Source organism: Pseudoalteromonas sp. A22, assembly GCF_018141345.1.
GTDB classification, from domain to species: Bacteria; Pseudomonadota; Gammaproteobacteria; order Enterobacterales; family Alteromonadaceae; genus Pseudoalteromonas; species Pseudoalteromonas maricaloris.
In genome coordinates this window covers 12,137-29,786 of the sequence record NZ_CP047237.1, presented here as the reverse complement: position 1 = coordinate 29,786, position 17,650 = coordinate 12,137, and the positions used below count along the sequence as shown (strand labels likewise).

General features: G+C 41.8%; 14 protein-coding genes. 6 read left to right on the top strand and 8 right to left on the bottom strand.

Features of this window, described 5'->3' with window-relative positions:
* Positions 1-182 precede the first annotated feature (182 nt).
* The 3 genes from GSF04_RS00095 to GSF04_RS00085 form a co-directional block, all read right to left on the bottom strand.
* The gene (locus tag GSF04_RS00095; RefSeq protein ID WP_039495311.1) at positions 183-950 is read right to left on the bottom strand and encodes a basic secretory protein-like protein; all 768 of its coding nucleotides are present in this window, start codon (positions 948-950) and stop codon (positions 183-185) included.
* A complete protein-coding gene (locus tag GSF04_RS00090) occupies positions 950-3,304 on the bottom strand; it encodes a GH92 family glycosyl hydrolase (RefSeq protein ID WP_211856957.1) in 2,355 nt (784 codons plus the stop codon). Before GSF04_RS00090 ends, GSF04_RS00095 begins: the two co-directional genes overlap by 1 nt.
* Positions 3,305-3,449: 145 nt before the next feature.
* On the bottom strand, positions 3,450-4,724 hold the full coding sequence (locus GSF04_RS00085; RefSeq protein WP_039495314.1) for a sugar MFS transporter: 1,275 nt from the start codon (positions 4,722-4,724) through the stop codon (positions 3,450-3,452).
* Positions 4,725-4,855: 131 nt separating this feature from the next.
* On the opposite strand from GSF04_RS00085, the gene GSF04_RS00080 reads away from it, so the two are divergent.
* Positions 4,856-6,037, top strand: coding sequence for an AGE family epimerase/isomerase (locus tag GSF04_RS00080; RefSeq protein ID WP_211856955.1), 1,182 nt, complete (start codon positions 4,856-4,858; stop codon positions 6,035-6,037).
* A gap of 1 nt (position 6,038) precedes the next feature.
* Positions 6,039-6,992: a carbohydrate kinase gene (locus GSF04_RS00075; RefSeq protein WP_211856953.1), complete on the top strand. Its 954-nt coding sequence runs from the start codon at positions 6,039-6,041 to the stop codon at positions 6,990-6,992.
* A gap of 53 nt (positions 6,993-7,045) precedes the next feature.
* Here GSF04_RS00075 and GSF04_RS00070 read toward each other — a convergent pair whose 3' ends face one another.
* Positions 7,046-7,540 carry a YcgN family cysteine cluster protein gene (locus GSF04_RS00070; protein WP_045990104.1) on the bottom strand — a complete coding sequence of 165 codons (495 nt, stop codon included), beginning with the start codon at positions 7,538-7,540 and terminating at the stop codon, positions 7,046-7,048.
* A 242-nt stretch (positions 7,541-7,782) separates the two neighbouring features.
* On the opposite strand from GSF04_RS00070, the gene GSF04_RS00065 reads away from it, so the two are divergent.
* Positions 7,783-9,519 (top strand): diguanylate cyclase, encoded by a 1,737-nt coding sequence (locus tag GSF04_RS00065; RefSeq protein ID WP_211856951.1) that lies wholly within the window; start codon positions 7,783-7,785, stop codon positions 9,517-9,519.
* Between the two features lie 55 nt (positions 9,520-9,574).
* Positions 9,575-9,742 carry a hypothetical protein gene (locus GSF04_RS00060; protein WP_211856949.1) on the top strand — a complete coding sequence of 56 codons (168 nt, stop codon included), beginning with the start codon at positions 9,575-9,577 and terminating at the stop codon, positions 9,740-9,742.
* A gap of 23 nt (positions 9,743-9,765) precedes the next feature.
* Here the strand turns inward: GSF04_RS00060 and GSF04_RS00055 are convergent, their stop codons facing one another.
* On the bottom strand, positions 9,766-11,688 hold the full coding sequence (locus GSF04_RS00055; protein WP_249122349.1) for a sensor histidine kinase: 1,923 nt from the start codon (positions 11,686-11,688) through the stop codon (positions 9,766-9,768).
* 316 nt (positions 11,689-12,004) lie between these two features.
* Here GSF04_RS00055 and GSF04_RS00050 point away from each other — a divergent pair, with 316 nt between their 5' ends.
* Positions 12,005-13,144, top strand: coding sequence for a Na/Pi symporter (locus GSF04_RS00050; RefSeq protein ID WP_069019181.1), 1,140 nt, complete (start codon positions 12,005-12,007; stop codon positions 13,142-13,144).
* A gap of 135 nt (positions 13,145-13,279) precedes the next feature.
* Positions 13,280-13,759 carry a hypothetical protein gene (locus tag GSF04_RS00045; RefSeq protein WP_211856945.1) on the top strand — a complete coding sequence of 160 codons (480 nt, stop codon included), beginning with the start codon at positions 13,280-13,282 and terminating at the stop codon, positions 13,757-13,759.
* A gap of 3 nt (positions 13,760-13,762) precedes the next feature.
* Here GSF04_RS00045 and GSF04_RS00040 read toward each other — a convergent pair whose 3' ends face one another.
* The 3 genes from GSF04_RS00040 to GSF04_RS00030 are packed head-to-tail and all read right to left on the bottom strand — an operon-like array spanning position 13,763 to position 17,619.
* Positions 13,763-14,926: an anhydro-N-acetylmuramic acid kinase gene (locus GSF04_RS00040; RefSeq protein WP_211856943.1), complete on the bottom strand. Its 1,164-nt coding sequence runs from the start codon at positions 14,924-14,926 to the stop codon at positions 13,763-13,765.
* A complete protein-coding gene (locus GSF04_RS00035; RefSeq protein WP_211856941.1) occupies positions 14,927-16,861 on the bottom strand; it encodes a RecQ family ATP-dependent DNA helicase in 1,935 nt (644 codons plus the stop codon).
* A complete protein-coding gene (locus tag GSF04_RS00030) occupies positions 16,858-17,619 on the bottom strand; it encodes a transporter substrate-binding domain-containing protein (protein WP_211856940.1) in 762 nt (253 codons plus the stop codon). Before GSF04_RS00030 ends, GSF04_RS00035 begins: the two co-directional genes overlap by 4 nt.
* Between the last annotated feature and the right edge of the window lie 31 nt (positions 17,620-17,650).

Here is a 17,650-nt window from a genome sequence, read left to right as displayed (position 1 = left end):
CTTGTACTTTTCTTCAGCTAAACAATAAACTTGTTGGCCGATTATAATTAATAGATTTAGGAATTGGATTCCTTTGTAACTATTTTTATCAAAAACTCAAAGGTTTGTCTTTGATTATCGGCAGGAAATGAGAGAGGTTTAGAGTGAATGTTAAATAAAGGTGAGACTACGCTCACCTTGCGTTAAAGTAACGACGCTTGATAACGTCGCCAAGCAGTATCTAATTTAACACCTGCTGACTGCTCGAAGTATTGCCAGTCCCACTTTATGTCGTCATGTGGGTCCAACTGAGCATTGATCTCCTGAAGTAGGTCTCTATTACTTTGCTTCGATAACCAATCGATAAAGAATGCAGTATTTTTATAGCCATCTTTATAATTGCCACCAGGATTTTGGATGTCATCAGGAATATATCCAGCTTTTAGTCTAACAACATCCGCTATTCCCTCAATGATTGGCCCTATTTCCTTGTAATTATGATCATCTAGTTGATAAGCATGGGCAATTTCATGATAGAGAATACCGATAAGTTCGTCGACGGATTCTGTTTCGCTATGCGATTTAGAAAAGTTTTCCATGTAGTTTGCGCTGATATGGATGGTTGCGCCGTTAAAATCGCCCTCCTTATATGCAACCCCTTTTAGGTCTTCAAAGACGATATGGAGTGTAGGTAGTTTAGGCGCCATTCTCATATCTTTATACAGTAATCTAGCCACATTATAACTTATCTGCTCTATTACTTTGTTATCAATTTCTTGCCATGCGAAATGGTTAATTTTAGTTGTTTTGCTGAGCGAGACGGCAGGCAGGGGAAATTGACGCCATGCTAAGTCTGACTGAAACGCGATCGGTTTTAATTGCGCAGCGGCATTATCGATGTCATTTGCAAGTGCGAACGGCGCACTTGCAAATGTGGTCATAGCCGCAAGAAATATTCCTGCTTTAACCATTATTTATACTCCGACAATGAAGGCGGTCTTTGCGTTTTGGATTGACCCCATGCTTTATTAGGCTTGCTGGACATTTGATACTCCAATGTACCACCATTCATGATGTCGTTATGTGTGATGTAGCTACGCTTAAGTGGCTTGCCATTCAATTTAACGGATTTGATGTATTTGTTTTTATCACTGAAACCTTTAGCAACGGTTTTAAACGCTTTACCGTTTGCAAGTTTCAAGGTAACTTCTGGCACCTGAGGTGCACCAATCGCGTAGCTTAGGTCGCCTGGCGCTACGGGATAAAAGCCCATCGCTGAGAATATATACCAAGCAGACATCTGACCTACATCGTCATTACCTGCAAGGCCATCCGGTTTGTCTGAGCTTAAGGTATCCATGATCTGACGAATACGCTCTTGGGTTCTCCACGGTTTACCCGCGTAGTTATATAAATAGGCAATATGATGGCTTGGTTCATTACCATGGGCATAGTTACCAATCAGGCCTGCAATGTCTTCGTGCTCTTTGATCATCTCTTCAGAAAGGTGGGTATCAAACAGTGCATCTAGACGTGCTTCAAATGCATCATCACCACCCATTAATTCAATCAGGCCAGCTACATCATGCGGTACATAGAAGCTATATTGCTTAGCGTTACCTTCGGTGTATGGGCCCATGTATTTTGCTTCAAACGGGTCAAATTCCGGATCCCAGTTTCCTTTTGAATCTAACCCTTGCATGTAACCGGTTTCTTTATTGAACACATTTTTATAGCTCATTGCACGGCGATAATAGTCTTTTGCTTTGCTGGTATTGCCCATCGCTTCGTACATTCTTGCAATGGCAAAATCATCGTAAGCATATTCAAGTGTGATGGAAATAGACTCAGGAAGTACGTCCATTGGTACATAGCCAAACTTCTTGTATTCAGGGATGGCATCGTATACCGGGTTGTTAGCCGTGTTTTCAATTGCTTCTACTGCTAAATCAATATCGTAATCTCTGATCCCCTTTAAATATGCATCGGCAATGACTGACACCGCATGATAACCAATCATGGTCCATGTCTCGTGGGCATGGAACGACCAAATAGGTAACATTTTTTCGTAGCTTTGCTGATAATGTACAAGCATTGATTGGATCATGCCGGATACGCGGTCTGGGTCGATATAAGTAAGTAAAGGATGTAATGCACGATAGGTATCCCACAACGAGAATAAGGTATAGTGCTCGAAACCTTTGCCGTCATGAATTTCACTGTCAACGCCTCGATACTGTCCGTTGACATCTTGGTAGATATTAGGCGCTTGTAGTGCATGGTAAAGCGCAGTGTAGAACTGACGTTTTTGCGCTTTGGTGCCTTCCACGTCGACTTTATCTAAATAATTTGCCCACTGAGACTTGGCATTTGCGCGAACGTTATCAAAATCCCAACTTGGCACTTCAGTTTTAAGATTCTCTAATGCGTTTTTGCGGCTAACTGCAGAAAGTCCGACCTTCACCAACAGCGGCGTTTCGTCTAGATTATCAAAGCTTGCAACAAACTTAACGGCTTTACCTGCTGTCATTTTTACTGCGGTATTCTCAATCGTAGAGTGTTTGCTGTCTTTTCCTAAGCAATTCATACAACGATAACGGTTGTTGTCTAGATTATAAAACTGATAGTCAGCGATAGGTTTTGAGAACTCGATGGCAAAATACATTTGGCGGTTACGCGCCCAGCCATTAGTTGCGCGGTAAGCAACCAATGTGGTGTCGTTTATTTTGCGGATGTCGCTCCAAATCACTTTATTCTCAAAGTTATAGATTGCTGAGGTCAAATCAAGCAATACATGACCTTGTTTTGCTTTATTGAAGCTGTATTTATGCATACCCACTCGCGTGGTTGCAGTGACTTCGGCTTTCACACCATAGTCGAGTAAGTCAACGCCATAGTAGCCAGGCTCAGACCATTCTTGGTCATGAGAAAAGCGTGAGCGATACCCTAAGTCTGGATTTTCAGCGGTACCAGCATCGAGTTTTACTTCGCCTGTCATTGGCATGATCAGCAGGTCGCCAAGATCTGAGTGACCAGTACCAGAGAAATGCGTGTGGGAGAAACCAACAATAGTATGGTCGTCATAGTGATAACCAGCGCAGCGCTTGTAGATTTCTGGTTGAGGGGAAACACCGCGCATGGGGTTATCTGTATCTGGGCTTAATTGCACCATACCAAATGGCACGACTGCGCCAGGGAAGGTGTGGCCATCACCGCCAGTACCAATGAAGGTATCGACCCACTGTGTATTTGATTCAGTGGCGTGAACTGTTGCGCATAACAACACACTTTGTGTGATTGCCAACGCCCAAGTTTTAGCTCGCATTACTCTCTCCTAGTTTTTGTTTTAAATTGGAGCGTTCCAATTTTATTTTATAATACCCTTTATGAATACGTATTCAATACTCTGCGACGAAAAAATTATGCAATAAAAAAGGCGAGCTATGCTCGCCTTGTAAACTTTCGTTAACTTAATTCAGTTTTGCTTGCCACTTTTGCGACAGCTTAACCACGTTTAATCCGTACCATGCGATGTAGACATAACAAAGCAATGGCACAATAAAGCTAATCTGAATATGGAATTTATCCGCAACCACACCTTGAATGAGCGGCACAATAGCGCCACCGACAATGGCTAAACACAGCCAGCCAGAACCTTTACTGGTTAGTGAGCTCAAGCCTTCAATTGCCATTGAGAATATTGTCGGGAACATAATAGAGTTAAACAAGCCAATCGCGAGTACGGCAATCATCGCAATGTTGCCACTGGTGCTCATGGTCAATGCCAGTAATAAAATAATAACGACAGCGTTAAAAGCCACCGCTTTTGAAGGTGCAATAGTCTTTAAGGCAGCAGAGCCGATAAAGCGCCCTACCATAGCACCACCCCAGTAGTAACCGATAAGTTTTGCCGCGGCATGCTCTTCAAGTCCTGCGATTTCAGGTTCTGCGAAGTAATTTACAAGGAAACTCCCAATCGCAACCTCTGCACCGACATAGCAGAAAATAGCTACTACACCCATTACTAAGTGTGGCGCTTCAATTAGGTTATGGTGTTTCGCTTTACAATCTACCGCTTCAGTATGCTCAGCAATGACGGGTAACTTTAAAAACGCGAATACAACGGCGATTGTTAGTAGCGCAGCTGCCAAAATAAGATAAGGTACTTTGACACCCTCTGCGCTTGCCGCAGCTTCAACGGTTAACGTACCGGCTGAGCCAAACAATAAAAAGCCACCAACGATTGGGCCAATAGTGGTACCTAATGAATTAAGCGCCTGAGCAAGGTTTAAGCGACTTGATGCAGTGCGAGGATGTCCGAGTGCTGCTACATAAGGATTCGCTGATACTTGCAAAACAGTAATACCAGATGCAAGCACAAAAAGGGCTGAGAGAAAAATCCAATATTCGTGAACAACAACGGCAGGATAAAACATGATGCAGCCAATAGATGCCACGATTAAGCCCGTTAGTACGCCATTTTTATAGCCAAAGCGTTTAACTAAATACCCAGCAGGTAAAGAAATAATAAAGTAGGCACTAAAAAAGCAAAACTGGATCAGCATTGCTTCTGTGTAGTTAAGGTCAAACACGCCTTTTAGACGTGGGATGAGGACATCGTTTAAAACGGTGATAAATCCCCAAAGGAAAAAAAGCGTTGTCATTGCAATAAGCGGAAGTCGATAATTATTATTCTCGGTATTCCCGCTTGTGACGAAGGTTTGATTTGTATTTATTTCGCTCACAAGTGATACTCCAATCTGTTTTCACCTTGATTCTACACACTGTTACATGAAAATCACAAATGTTTTGTTGGATCGTTCCATGTTTTATCTGCTAAAGTAACGGAAATGTTCAGCAGTAGGTTAAAAGTTAGATGAATTTTAGAACAACGCAATTTTTAGAAGCACACATTAAAAAGACGCTCAGCTTTTACGCACCAAATTGCGTGGATGAACGTGGTGGCTTTAATCACTTCTTCAGGGATAATGGCGAGATTTATGATGCGAATACGCGTCACTTGGTATCAAGTACCCGCTTTGTCTTTAACTATGCTATGGCCTATGACTATTTTAAAGAGCCAACTGACTTAGACAAGGTTAAGCATGGTATCAATTATTTAGAAACTGTCCATAGACAAGAAAATGGCGGTTATGCGTGGCTGCTTGAAGGCGAAAATGTTATCGATGGCACTAACCATTGTTATGGCCTTGCCTTTGTTTTATTGGCTCATGCCTGCGCGCTTAAGGTTGGTTTATCGGACAGCAAGTCTGCAATCGAGCGAGTATGGCAGCTGTTAGAAGAGAAGTACTTTGAGCCTGAGTTTGGACTCTATAAGGATGAATTCGATGTGGACTTTAATCAGGCAGATAAGTACCGAGGTCAAAATGCCAATATGCATACCTGCGAAGCGCTAATTGCTTGCTTTGAAGCAACCCAGGATGAGAAGTTTTTACAGCGTGCATATTTGCTTGCCGACAATATGGTAAATCGTCAAGCCGCTAAGGCAGAAGGGCTGATTTGGGAGCACTATGATAGTCTATGGCAAATCGACCTTGAGTATAACAAAGACGATCCCAAACACTTATTCAGACCTTGGGGATTTCAACCAGGCCATCAAACTGAGTGGTCAAAATTATTATTGTTGATTAACCGCTACATGCCAAAGTCATGGCTTGTGGAAAAAGCCGTGCACTTGTTTGATGAGTCATTAAAAGCTGCTTGGGATAGTGAATTCGGGGGAATTTGCTACGGTTTTGCGCCGGATAAGTCTATTTGCGATGATGATAAGTACTTTTGGGTTCAGGCGGAGTCATTCGCTGCGGCTGCGCTACTAGCACTTGAAACTGGTGATGAAAAATATTGGCAGTGGTACGACAGAATTTGGCAATATGCTTGGGATAACTTCGTCGACCATGAATACGGTGCTTGGTATCGTATTTTGAATAACAAGAACGAAAAGTACAGTGATGAAAAAAGCCCGGCGGGCAAGACCGATTATCACACCATGGGCGCGTGTTACGAAGTCCTGCATTCAATGAAGTTAAAAGGCGAATAATATGGCACTTGTTTGTTTTGGTGAGGCGTTGATTGATTTTTTATCGGATGGCAAAACACCAGAATCATTTACTAAATATGCAGGCGGCGCGCCTGCAAATGTGGCAGTAGCTGCGGCAAAGCAAGGCGTTGATGCGTATTTTTGCGGCATGTTAGGCAATGACATGTTCGGCCAGTTTTTAGCTGAAGAGCTACAGGCTAATGGCGTAAATACTCGTTACCTTGAGTATACAGATAAAGCCAAAACGGCATTGGCATTTGTCTCTCTAGATAAACAAGGTGAAAGAAGCTTTAGTTTTTATCGGCCACCAGCGGCGGATTTGTTGTTCAGGCAAACACATTTTTCTGAGGATATGTTTACAGAGCATTCTGTATTACATATATGCAGTAACAGTCTTACTGAAGAGAATATCTATAAAACCACAGTTTATGCGCTCGAGCATGCGCGTGCAAACAACATGCTTGTTAGTTTTGATATGAACCTCAGGTTGAACCTGTGGAGTTCGACTGCGCATATTCTTGATAGAATTTGGCATTGTATCGCGCTAAGTGATGTCGTTAAACTCTCACGCGAAGAATTGGAATACCTGAACGCGAATAGTCATTCGGGTAAAACCGAAGCGCAAACCATAGCCGCAATTATGGATAAGCAAACTCAATTATTATTGATAACCGACGGTGCAAACCCCGTTGAGATTTATCTACCAAATGATAGTGCTAAAGTCGCTGCGCCAAATGTTGTCGCGGTGGATACCACGGCTGCGGGAGATGCGTTTGTAGGGGGGTTACTTGCTGAGGTCATTCGAAAGTTTAAACCTACCCAAGATACTGAGTTTGCCATCACACTAAATGAGGCAAAAGGCTTAGTCGCATATGCTGCAAAATGTGGTGCGTTCGCCGTTCAACGCTACGGTGCATTTGCCGCGTTGCCGTCTAAAGCTGATATTGGCGAATAGAATACTTTTTCTAGGATAGATGCACGCTCGCATTTATCCTAGTCCCTGTTTCTTTAGTCGCAGTCTTTGTGGGGCCACTCTACTATATGCGCTTCAAAATCAGACTCTAAGTCTACCTCCAGCTCTGAGGTTGCCTTACCAAAAATACTGATCCCCGCATCTATCATGGCTTGTTTGGAACCATTATTTCTAAGAGGATGCCAGCTTGCCAGTCCCCTGCCCTCATGAAGTCGTCGATAACTACAACTGTTTGGCATAAAAAAGATATCTTTGAGGTTTTCTTTGGTTAGCTGTACGCAAGACGGAACTAGAACTTGCCTTTCGCTGTAGCGGCTACAACCACAGCTATTTTTATCGTTATATTGGCAAACAACATCAGTGTAGAGTAACTCTTCACCTTCGCGTAAAAAGTCGGTGCTTTCAAATGATTCATCTTCCTCATCGCTGTCGATAAAAGAGTGTAAACAGCATTTACCACAGCCATCACAAATCGCTTCCCACTCATCTCTAGTCATTTCTTCGAGTGTTTTTTCTTGCCAAAAGCTCATTACTTTGCCCCTTCATTACGCTTTTTTGCATCATATTTGATTTGTGACGTTGGAATCGATCACATCAAACAAGCGGCGCATTCTATAGGATAGTTGAACGTAATTCAAAATTGGCGAACTATTTATGGCTGACTATGATTAAAGTACTATTTTTATTTCATAATCTTCGGCGAGAGCGCTATTTGTCTGTGATTATGGGACGTAGAGAGGGTGGTTGATTGAGGCAAAGGTACGTCTTTTTATTGTTTGTACTCCTGTTGTCTCTGTGTCGTCAAGTGGAAGCTGCTGGCAAAGAGACGTTGCAACTAGAGTACGTGGCTTCAAATGCTAAAATTGTCGACGTCATAAATAACCCAAGTATCCATTGGCAAACTACCGATGATAAAGTGCTGAACTTAGGTTATTCCAACCTAAGTTACTGGGTACGTACGTCGTTAAATATTGATGAAAAAGAAGGGCCTTATTTACTTGAGATAGCCTATCCGGTGCTGGATCAGCTTGATGTTTACATGCAACAAGAAGGCAATATATTTGTTCATCAGCAATTAGGAGATAAACAACCTTTCGTTGACCGCCCTTTTGCGCATGAGCATTTTATCATACCGCTCCCAAACGGCACGCATGGTAAGGTAGCACTATACATTAAAGTACGCTCATCCAGTGCTCTGCAACTTCCGGTGGTACTTTGGACACACCATGACTTTTTGATAAATGACCAAGTTTTCCGTATCGTGATGGGGATCTACTTTGGTTTGATGGGAATAATGGCAGCTTATAATGTGCTCCTCTATTTTACCATTCGCGAATCCACGTTATTTTACTATGTTTTATACGTTATTTGTTTAGCGCTCTTTTCCGCTTGTTTGTCAGGTTTTGCCTTTCGATATCTTTGGCCAAATAGTCTTTGGTGGAACGATCAAGCAATCTTGTTTTTTCTTATCAGCTCGGTGTTAACCGGCACTTACTTTGTTGTGACATTGCTCGAGATTGGTATTTCTGACAAGTGGCTTTACCTAGGTTGTCGCTTAATTTTGGTATTAGGGTTGGTACTCTTATTTTCTTCGGTGTTTTTTGACTATGCAGTGATGATAAAACTTACCATAGCGTATGCCGTATCAGCTTGTATCTGGGGCGTATTCTGCCGTATTTTACGTTTGGCTGGGAAAAGCCGCTTAGCGACATACTATTCGATTGCTTGGAGCTCAGTGCTCATTGGCGGGATCATTCTTGCGCTAAATAAATTAGATTTAATCAGTCAAACTTGGTTTACCGAAAATGCGCTATTGATAGGTACTGCCATTGAGGTGGCCTGTTTATCAATAGCAATAGGTGAAAAACTCAATACCGAGAAAAACAAGCGCTTTCAAGCGCAATTAACGGCATTCAATGAAATCCAAAAAGTAAACTCTCAATTAGAAAAGACTGTCGCCATCCGAACCCAAGCGCTACAGGAAGCTAACGATAGACTGGAGCTTGCGAGTCGCACCGATGCGCTTACCGGTGTTGCCAATAGGCGAGCGCTAGACGAAGCCTTGCATAGTGAATGCTTAAGAGCAAAGCGTTTTGAACACGCTCTTAGTGTTATTATGATCGATATCGATTTTTTTAAGCAGGTTAACGATACCTATGGTCACGAAGCGGGAGACGATTGTCTGATTCACATCGGACGTATACTTTCCAATTGTGCTACGAGAGCGGGAGACTTTGTCGCACGGTATGGCGGCGAAGAGTTTTGTATTGTACTTGCACAAACCGATAGCTCGCAGGCTTTTGACCTTGCAGAGAAGATCAGAATGACATGTGAGGCTAGCCCATTGATAAGCAAAAGCTATAGTATAGAGATGACATTAAGCGCAGGATTACATACTCAGACTAAGCCACCATACATCGGTAAAGAATTGCTCGCCTCGGCAGATCAGGCGCTTTATTTTGCCAAGCGTAATGGTCGTAACCAAGTGGCAATTTCAGGAGAGTTGTAAAGTTGGTATTCGGCTGTAAATGAATTAGCTAAGTCACCATAGAAAAGGATATAAGATGAAGACACTTCACAGAATCGCTATTTTATTGGCTCTCCTCATTGGTGCAGTAGCTGCTTATAGCTATAGCAGCCACACTGGGATGTTTATTTTTGTGATATTGGGTGTGGCACTTGAAATTGCATTTTGGCTTAAGCTAATACCGCGACGAAATAATAAAACGTGAGCGCGAAAACACACTGTTGTATATCAGTTAAAAGCAGGCACTTTAGTTAACGGAAGCTTGATCTCCATGTTCAATCCGCCTAATAGACTATTAAAGGATTCAATTTGTCCACAGTGAGCTTCTACCACTTTTTTGCACATCGCAAGGCCCATCCCTTTGGATTTTCCCGAATTGGTCCTCGCAGATTGTGATTTGTAAAGCGGGTCAAATAGCTGTTGGTGCGCCTCATAGGATAGCGGAGTGCCTGAGTCTTCAATGCGAATGATTAGATTGCTGTCTACGCTAAAGAAACTCATCTTTACTTGGACCTTATCTCCTCCATGCTTAATCGCATTACCTAAGATCTCGAGAACGCAGTTAGTTATCGCGTCTAGGTCGATGGTTATCTTTTCTGTACCAGATATTTGATAGTTAACCTCTAATTGCTCCTTATTATCCTTAAATAAACCCGCGGCCTGAGTATGTACTTGATTTACCAGCTTGCAGATCGTGAAGTCTCTTAGATTAAGCATAGTTGCTAACTTTTCATTGTCAGTGACAAGCATCAATTGATTAATAAAGTGATTTAGCTCGTCAATTTTATCCATGAGCTTGCCGTAGCTTTCCTGAACATTCTCTACAATATTGTATTGTAGAGATTCAACTTGTACCTTCATCACCGTTAGGGGGGTGCGCAGCTCATGGGAGAGATCGGTAAATAAACGTTGTTCTTTCTTTTCTAACGCCTGCTGATTTTGACGGTTGAACTGCTTTTCTGTTTGTACTGTATTCGAGAGTGCATTCACCTGAGTTTGTAGTGTTGATAGCAGATTATTTTGGGCTGACTTATTTTGTTGCGCAAGTGCCAGCGTAAATAACATGACCTCTATTAAGTAGCCAAATTTAATCGCGCTTGATATATGATAAACATTGATAAAGCCCGCATACATTGTCCCACCGATAGCAATGAAATTTACAAAGATGACATGGTTTAGCAGGCTGAGGGAAAAAGTGACAGAACCAGGAGCCCTCTGTTTCAAAGACCAATAGCTGGTATAAAGAAATAGCGGGATGATACTTAAGCTTAATACTAAGTTGTAGTGAACCGATTTTGAATAGATTGCTACTGGAATAAGCAGTAGGTAAGCCGCTAAAAATCCATTATATAAAAGGTGTAAGGTTTTGTTTCTTTGCTTTAATTGCAGAAATTGTTTGATGAAAAGAAGATGAAACACTGGTACAAAAGTCATCAAACAAGCCGAAAATAAGGTGGCAAATTTGCCTTGTGAAGGCCAAAAATATTGAAATGTGAGCCCCGACATATCCAACACAATTAGCAAAAACAATAGCGTCCAAATACAATAATAAGCGTTGGTCGCGTTGGCATTAAAGTAGAAGTTGACCAATACAATAACAAACACGGCTGCTATGATCCCGCTTAGTGTAGCATTGGTAACCGTACTGGTAAGAACATTACTGTTTAGCTCATTATCATTTATTAATCTAAGGTCAGCGGGGGCATTCGCAAAAGTCTGATAGCGGACAATAAGACTTGCCCCTCCTAAGTGTTCTTTTGATATTGGTAGATATAATTGCGGTGCTTCTACTTCCCTAATATTAAACGCGGTATTCAGGGTGTGCTGCGTTAAAAATGAGACCTCGCCGTTGTTAACCAAAGCAACACTTAGCCAAGGCAATCTTGCAAAACCAAATGCGATGTAATTTTTGCCCTCGGATATAAGCATATTTGGGGTGATCAACGCCCACTGATAAGACTCATTCTTTAGCTCAGGTGCTTTGCTTGAAAGTATCTCTGCAATAGATTGGCTTTCGCGCTCATTTATGCCGAGCGTTGAAGATAATTGCGCAGCATCGACTTCTCCAAAATGGACTGTTAATGGTTCACTTACTCTATGCTCGGCACTAGGCGTAAAGTCAACTGCACCAGCCGCCATAGAAAAAAGCATAAAAATTAACGAGAAAAGTCTTAACATAGTGATATAAGGCACAATAATTATAGCTAAATCCTACTTTTAAATAGTGAAGCAAATGTGGATCAAATTTGGAGGAGTAAACAAATGTAAATGCATCACAGAACTAATAATCAGTAAAAACAGCATATTACTACTATTAGTTACCATTGTTTCAAAAAATGCGATGAGAAAATGAGCATACGTGTCGAGTTACATAAAACTGAAATATAACTGTAACAATTGGGTGGTTAAATGCGCGGCTGAAATAAAAGTGTAATGAATGAACATTACTTACTCTAAGAGCGAAACTATGGTTAATCAATCTCAGACTTCAGCATCAGCTAAACTTTTTAACTGGCTGTCAATCGTATTACTTGTTTACTTAGTCTTAGTCGCAGTTGGCACTGTGAGTGGCGGTTTTAAATTGGCCTCAGGTGGAAGTGAAGGCGCGAAGGAAATCTTCGCATTTGCAACCAATCCAATCGTCGCCCTACTCTTAGGGGCTTTAGCAACTGCATTGGTGCAGTCCTCTTCAACGGTGACTTCTGTTATTGTTGGCCTCGTTGCTGGTGGATTACCTATTAGTATCGCAATTCCTATGGTGATGGGCGCAAATATTGGTACGACTATTACCAACACGCTCGTTTCTATCGGCCACATTCGTAGTAAAGAAGAGTTTAGAAGAGCGTTTGCCGCATCCACCGTACATGACTTCTTTAACTTATTAGCCGTTGCTATTTTCCTTCCTTTGGAAATCATGTTTGGCATGTTAGAGAAACTTGCGTCAGGACTAGCCCATGTATTTGTTGGTGATGCTGATTTATCGTTAAAAAGTTACAACTTTATCAAACCACTAGTGAAACCAGCGGTTAGCGTGGTAAAAGATGGTGTTAGCTTCTTAGATTCTACGGCAGCAGGTATTGCCATGGTTGTTATCGGTATCATGATGATCCTGTTCGCTGTGACTTACTTAGGTAAATTACTCAAAAAGGCGTTGGTAGGTAAAGCGAAAGAATTATTACACAGTGCGATAGGCCGAGGTCCTGTTGTAGGTATAAGCTCAGGCGCGTTAGTTACGGTAATGGTACAATCGTCTTCGACAACAACAAGCTTGATGATCCCACTCGCTGGCAGCGGCGTATTTACCACTCGCCAGATATATCCGTTCACTTTAGGTGCAAATATAGGCACTACAATTACCGCTTTGTTAGCAGCAACATCTATTACAGGTCCTGCTGCAGAAGTCGCATTAACGATTGCTCTTGTACATGTTATGTTTAACGTTTTTGCGGTAGCACTTATTTACGGGTTACCACTGCTGAGAGAAATCCCACTTCGTCTAGCTGAGAAGTTAGCTGAGATTGGTGCGCAGAATAAACCAGCAGCTTTGGCTTACGTATTAGGTTCGTTCTTTGTATTTCCGGGACTCATTATGCTCGCAGTACGATAAATAAAACGCACAAAGAATGTATTTAAAGCTCGGTATTGCCGAGCTTTGATTTTTTAGCCTTAGGGCGATAAGTCATAATTTTGTAATCTAGCTTTGAGATAATTAACATTGTCTTGTAAATAACGAAAGAAAGTAATGAGTAGCAAACCTGGTATTTTTAGTTTTAATGCAGCACAGATCACAAGTTCTATGAGGGGGCAGTACCGTGCTGTTCAACCCTATGAGAAACTTAGTCTGCAACCAGGTGAGCAAGGACTTTCTTTGGTGATAGAGTTGCCAATGGATGCGCGTATTGATGACCGAGTTAACGTTGTACTAACAAAGCACGGCGAGCGAAATGCGAAGTGCGAGGTCTCTTTGGTGGTTGATCCGGAGTCTTATCTCACTAAGATTGTAGAAATCAAAGTAAAGCAATCGCTTGATGCAGGTCCTTACTTTATGCAATTGAATCTAGTGGGACTCCACGATTACCTAAAGAATGCGGCTGAGTTTGATATCATTTTGAATGAACGAATTTTCGTAAGCGAGCCTGTATCTGAAGCGGTTACAACTCAGACTACTGGCTTCAAACGTATTTTTAACTCGGCGGTCAGCGCTGTATTATCCGTTTTTTAGCGACTACGTTGGTAATGAAATCTTACCCATAGAAAAAGGCAGTCCATCGCTATCACCTGATATGGTTTCATTCGCAAGTAGCGCAAATAACGCGGCCTCTTTGGCATCAGGGTTGACACCCAGTTGTGAGAAATCCTTGATTAAAACACGGTTACTCAGATGGCTTTCAATTCGCGCCATTAAAAACACATTATGAATTCCACCTCCGCTAACATATAGCTCTAATTCAGTTGTACCAAGCTCGTTCACCGCATTTGCGACGGTGATAGCTGTGAATTCTGTCAGTGTCGTGATGATATCTTCATGATTATAATCTTTTCCATCCAATGCATGATGCACGAAGGTTTGATTAAATAACTCTTGTCCAGTTGATTTTGGAAGTGGCTTATCAAAGAATTCGTGTGACAGTAAGGCTTCGAGAAAAGGAAATTGAATTTTTCCACTTGAGGCTATCTCACCATCTTCATCGAATGGCAGCCCTAATACGTGGCGACAATATTGGTCTACTAATGTATTTCCTGGACCGATGTCACTACTCATACTCTGCGTAAGTGTACAATTTTTTGGTAAATAAGTAAGGTTTGAAATACCGCCAATATTGAGTAAAACCCTATCGATACTCGTGCTCGAATATAATAGGTAGTCACCATATTGCACGAGAGGCGCTCCTTCATATCCCTTGGCGATATGCTTTTGTCTAAAGTCTGCGATGGTGATGATGTTCGTTTTTGTCGCGATAATATCGGCGTCAACGATCTGCAACGTGCTATTTAATTTTTCTAAGTCTGCAAAGGCTTGTTTTGGACAATGGTAAAGTGTTTGTCCATGACTCGCTATTAAATCAACAGTGTCGGCTGCGACTTGCCATTCTTTCAAAGCATTATTGATTAGACTTGCGTACAACTCGCCGAGCCACGCATTTAATTGACATAATGTTTTAAGATTTACCTGAGATTTAGACGCATGCTCACCGAGAAGCTGCTTTTGCGAAGGGGTGTATTCTATCGTGGTAAATTGTTCGACCGTTAGCTGTGTACTTTTCCCAGCACCTTCAATTTTACATAACGCAATATCTAATCCATCCAATGAGGTACCGCTCATTAGTCCGACTATATATTTGGTCTTTTTTTCCGCGATCGTGGCGAGTTTAATAATATCTGTTTTCATTTATAATGCGCGCTCCATGATCACTGCTTTTACCTGTTCATACTTTACACCGGACAAGCTGCCAAATCCTTCAAGTTGTCTGAATTTATATTTAGTAAAATAGGGGCAATTTAAGCCTAGCAAAAACAACGTTTTGAGGTGAGTAGAAAAATTTACGCCGCGTTGCGATGCAAACTGCGAAGCGTCTCTTAAAATATTTCGTGTTGTTTCAATATCTAATTCGTGGCTCTCTTGTGCATCGACGATCAAATGCTTACCGCCGCAGACCCCGCAGTGACCGCATTGTTCTGGTGCGTGCATATCGCCGAAGTAGCTGGCAAGCGCTTTGTGATAGCATGAAGTCAGTTGGAAAAATTTGAGTAAATGTCTTAGCCGTGCAAGTTCGCCTTGCTCTTTAATTTGTGATTGCTGGTAGAAAGACTCAACCAGTTCATTAATGTTAACTTGTTGGATAGGCTTTGCATAAACCGACGTATATTTAGCGACTTTTACGTCAATCAATTGTTGGTTTTGCAAATACTCAACGACTTCTTGGGCTTTAGCCTGTGGGATGTTTTGCTCGCTTAATGCTTGATGTGAAAGTAATCCCCATTTCTTTTTGAATTCAAAACACGAGAATAGCTGAGTCAAAAACAGTTGCCGCTCAGGCGAGTACTTGGCTAATATTTTATCTTTGTCTTGGCTGAATGCGATGCTTAGATCCGCAAAATAGCTGTAGTTTACTTGTAAGTAACCTTGCAGTTCGAGCTGGACAATAAGTGTTTTTAGTACCAATTGATTAATATTGGTTTTATAGGCGAGATCGTATTCATTGAGGTGATAATCTGTAGCTGGATCACCGAAAAGTTCATTAAAAAGCAGCGTTAATGACTCTCGCTCTAATGTACTGGCATAAACGAAGTTTTCTAATGTGGCAATTTTTTCATTATTAATTAAAGCAACGCAATGTGCATTCTCGCCATCTCTGCCTGCCCTACCCACCTCTTGGCTATATCCCTCAATAGATTTTGGCATATCATAATGTAGTACCCAGCGAACATCGGGTTTGTCTACACCCATACCAAATGCAATGGTAGCTACAACGATAAGATTAGCTTTCGCTAGAAAATCTGCTTGAATTTGGGCCTTTTTCTCACTCTGCAATGATGCGTGAAAAGCTTCTGCAGGAAAGCCACAAGCAGTTATCATTTTTGCTACTTCTTCTGCTTGCTTTTGCTGCGTGACATAAACGATACCAGCGCCTTTTGCCTTTTTTAAAAAGGCGAGTAAATATTCGTCTTTTTGAGATTCGCTAATATGCGCCGCACTTAAGAATAGATTCTTCCTGTAAAAGCCCGTTCTAATGATATTTTGATCGGATACATCGAATTTACCTGCCATATCGCGTGCAACTTTATTTGTTGCTGTCGCGGTGAGTAATAGCACTTGGTTGATACCAAGTTCATGGCGATATTTGGCCACTTTTAGGTAATCTGGCCTGAAATTATGTCCCCACTCAGAAATACAATGCGCCTCATCAATGACAAGAAAAGAGATATTGCTTTGTGATAACAAGGTACGTGCTTTTTGGCTATTCAGTCGCTCTACTGAAATAAAGAGGACTTTAAGTGCATTGTCTCGCACCGCATTTTCTATGCGCAACGTTTCCTCTTTGCTTTGAGTACTGTCAAGACAAGCAGTCGCAACCCCTTTACTTTGTAGGTAATCTCGCTGCTCGTGCATTAGTGCCAATAGTGGTGAAACGACTAAGCACATCCCTTGCTTCAATATTGCTGGTAACTGATAACACAACGACTTGCCTGCACCAGTTGCAAAAATAGCGATTGCACTTTGGCCTTGAAGTATAGATTCAATGACTTCCGATTGCCCCGGGCGAAGTGTGGTATGTCCAAATGTACTTTGTAGTGTTTGAAAGAGTTGCTGCTGTTGAGTCATCCTGAATCTTTTCTATATTTTTCTGAGATATTCGCTATTGTGCCATTTAAATTGGTGATTGCTTCATTAACGCGCTCAATGTCACTACGCTTAAATGCATGACGTCCAAGCATAAAATGTATAGCGTTATCGTTAACTACATAAGGGTGTAGCTGAATGCTTTGGTAGCCTAGCTTGTTGATATAGTAGTAGCCTGCGTCCTCATCTTCAATCAGAAAATCGATGCGGTTTTTAGCCACCATTTCTATTCGCCGGTCTAAGCTCGCGATTTCAAACAAACGCCTGTCGTACCAATCGATTTTTTTTATTTGTTTCACTTCCTCACCGTAGTAGGCTCCAGGATTGGCCGTGAATGTATAGCCTGCAGAAAACAATTCGATTAAGTTGCTATCGAGATCTATTTCCTTGTTAGCAAACAAGCGCATTTTTTCACGCCGATATGGCGAGGAGAAGTAAGCGATTTTTGCTCTATCGACGCTAAAACTTGCGGATGGCAGGACATCAATTAAGCCCTTTTCAAGCTCAGTGATCCCACGAGCCGATGAAGGAAGCTGAATGAACTCGATACAAAACCCGGCTCGTTCAAAAACTGCTCTCGTGATATCTACGTCTATGCCGTAAGGACGAGTGCCATACATAACAAAAGGCGGCCAGCTAGAGCCAATGCCGATTTTTAGGGATGACTTATTCGCGCAGTCGGACGCGTAGCTTTTTGGAAAAACTAAAACGAATAATAAAACGGATAGACGAATAAGCACTGCCAGAACTTATGACTCTTTTATGAAGTTC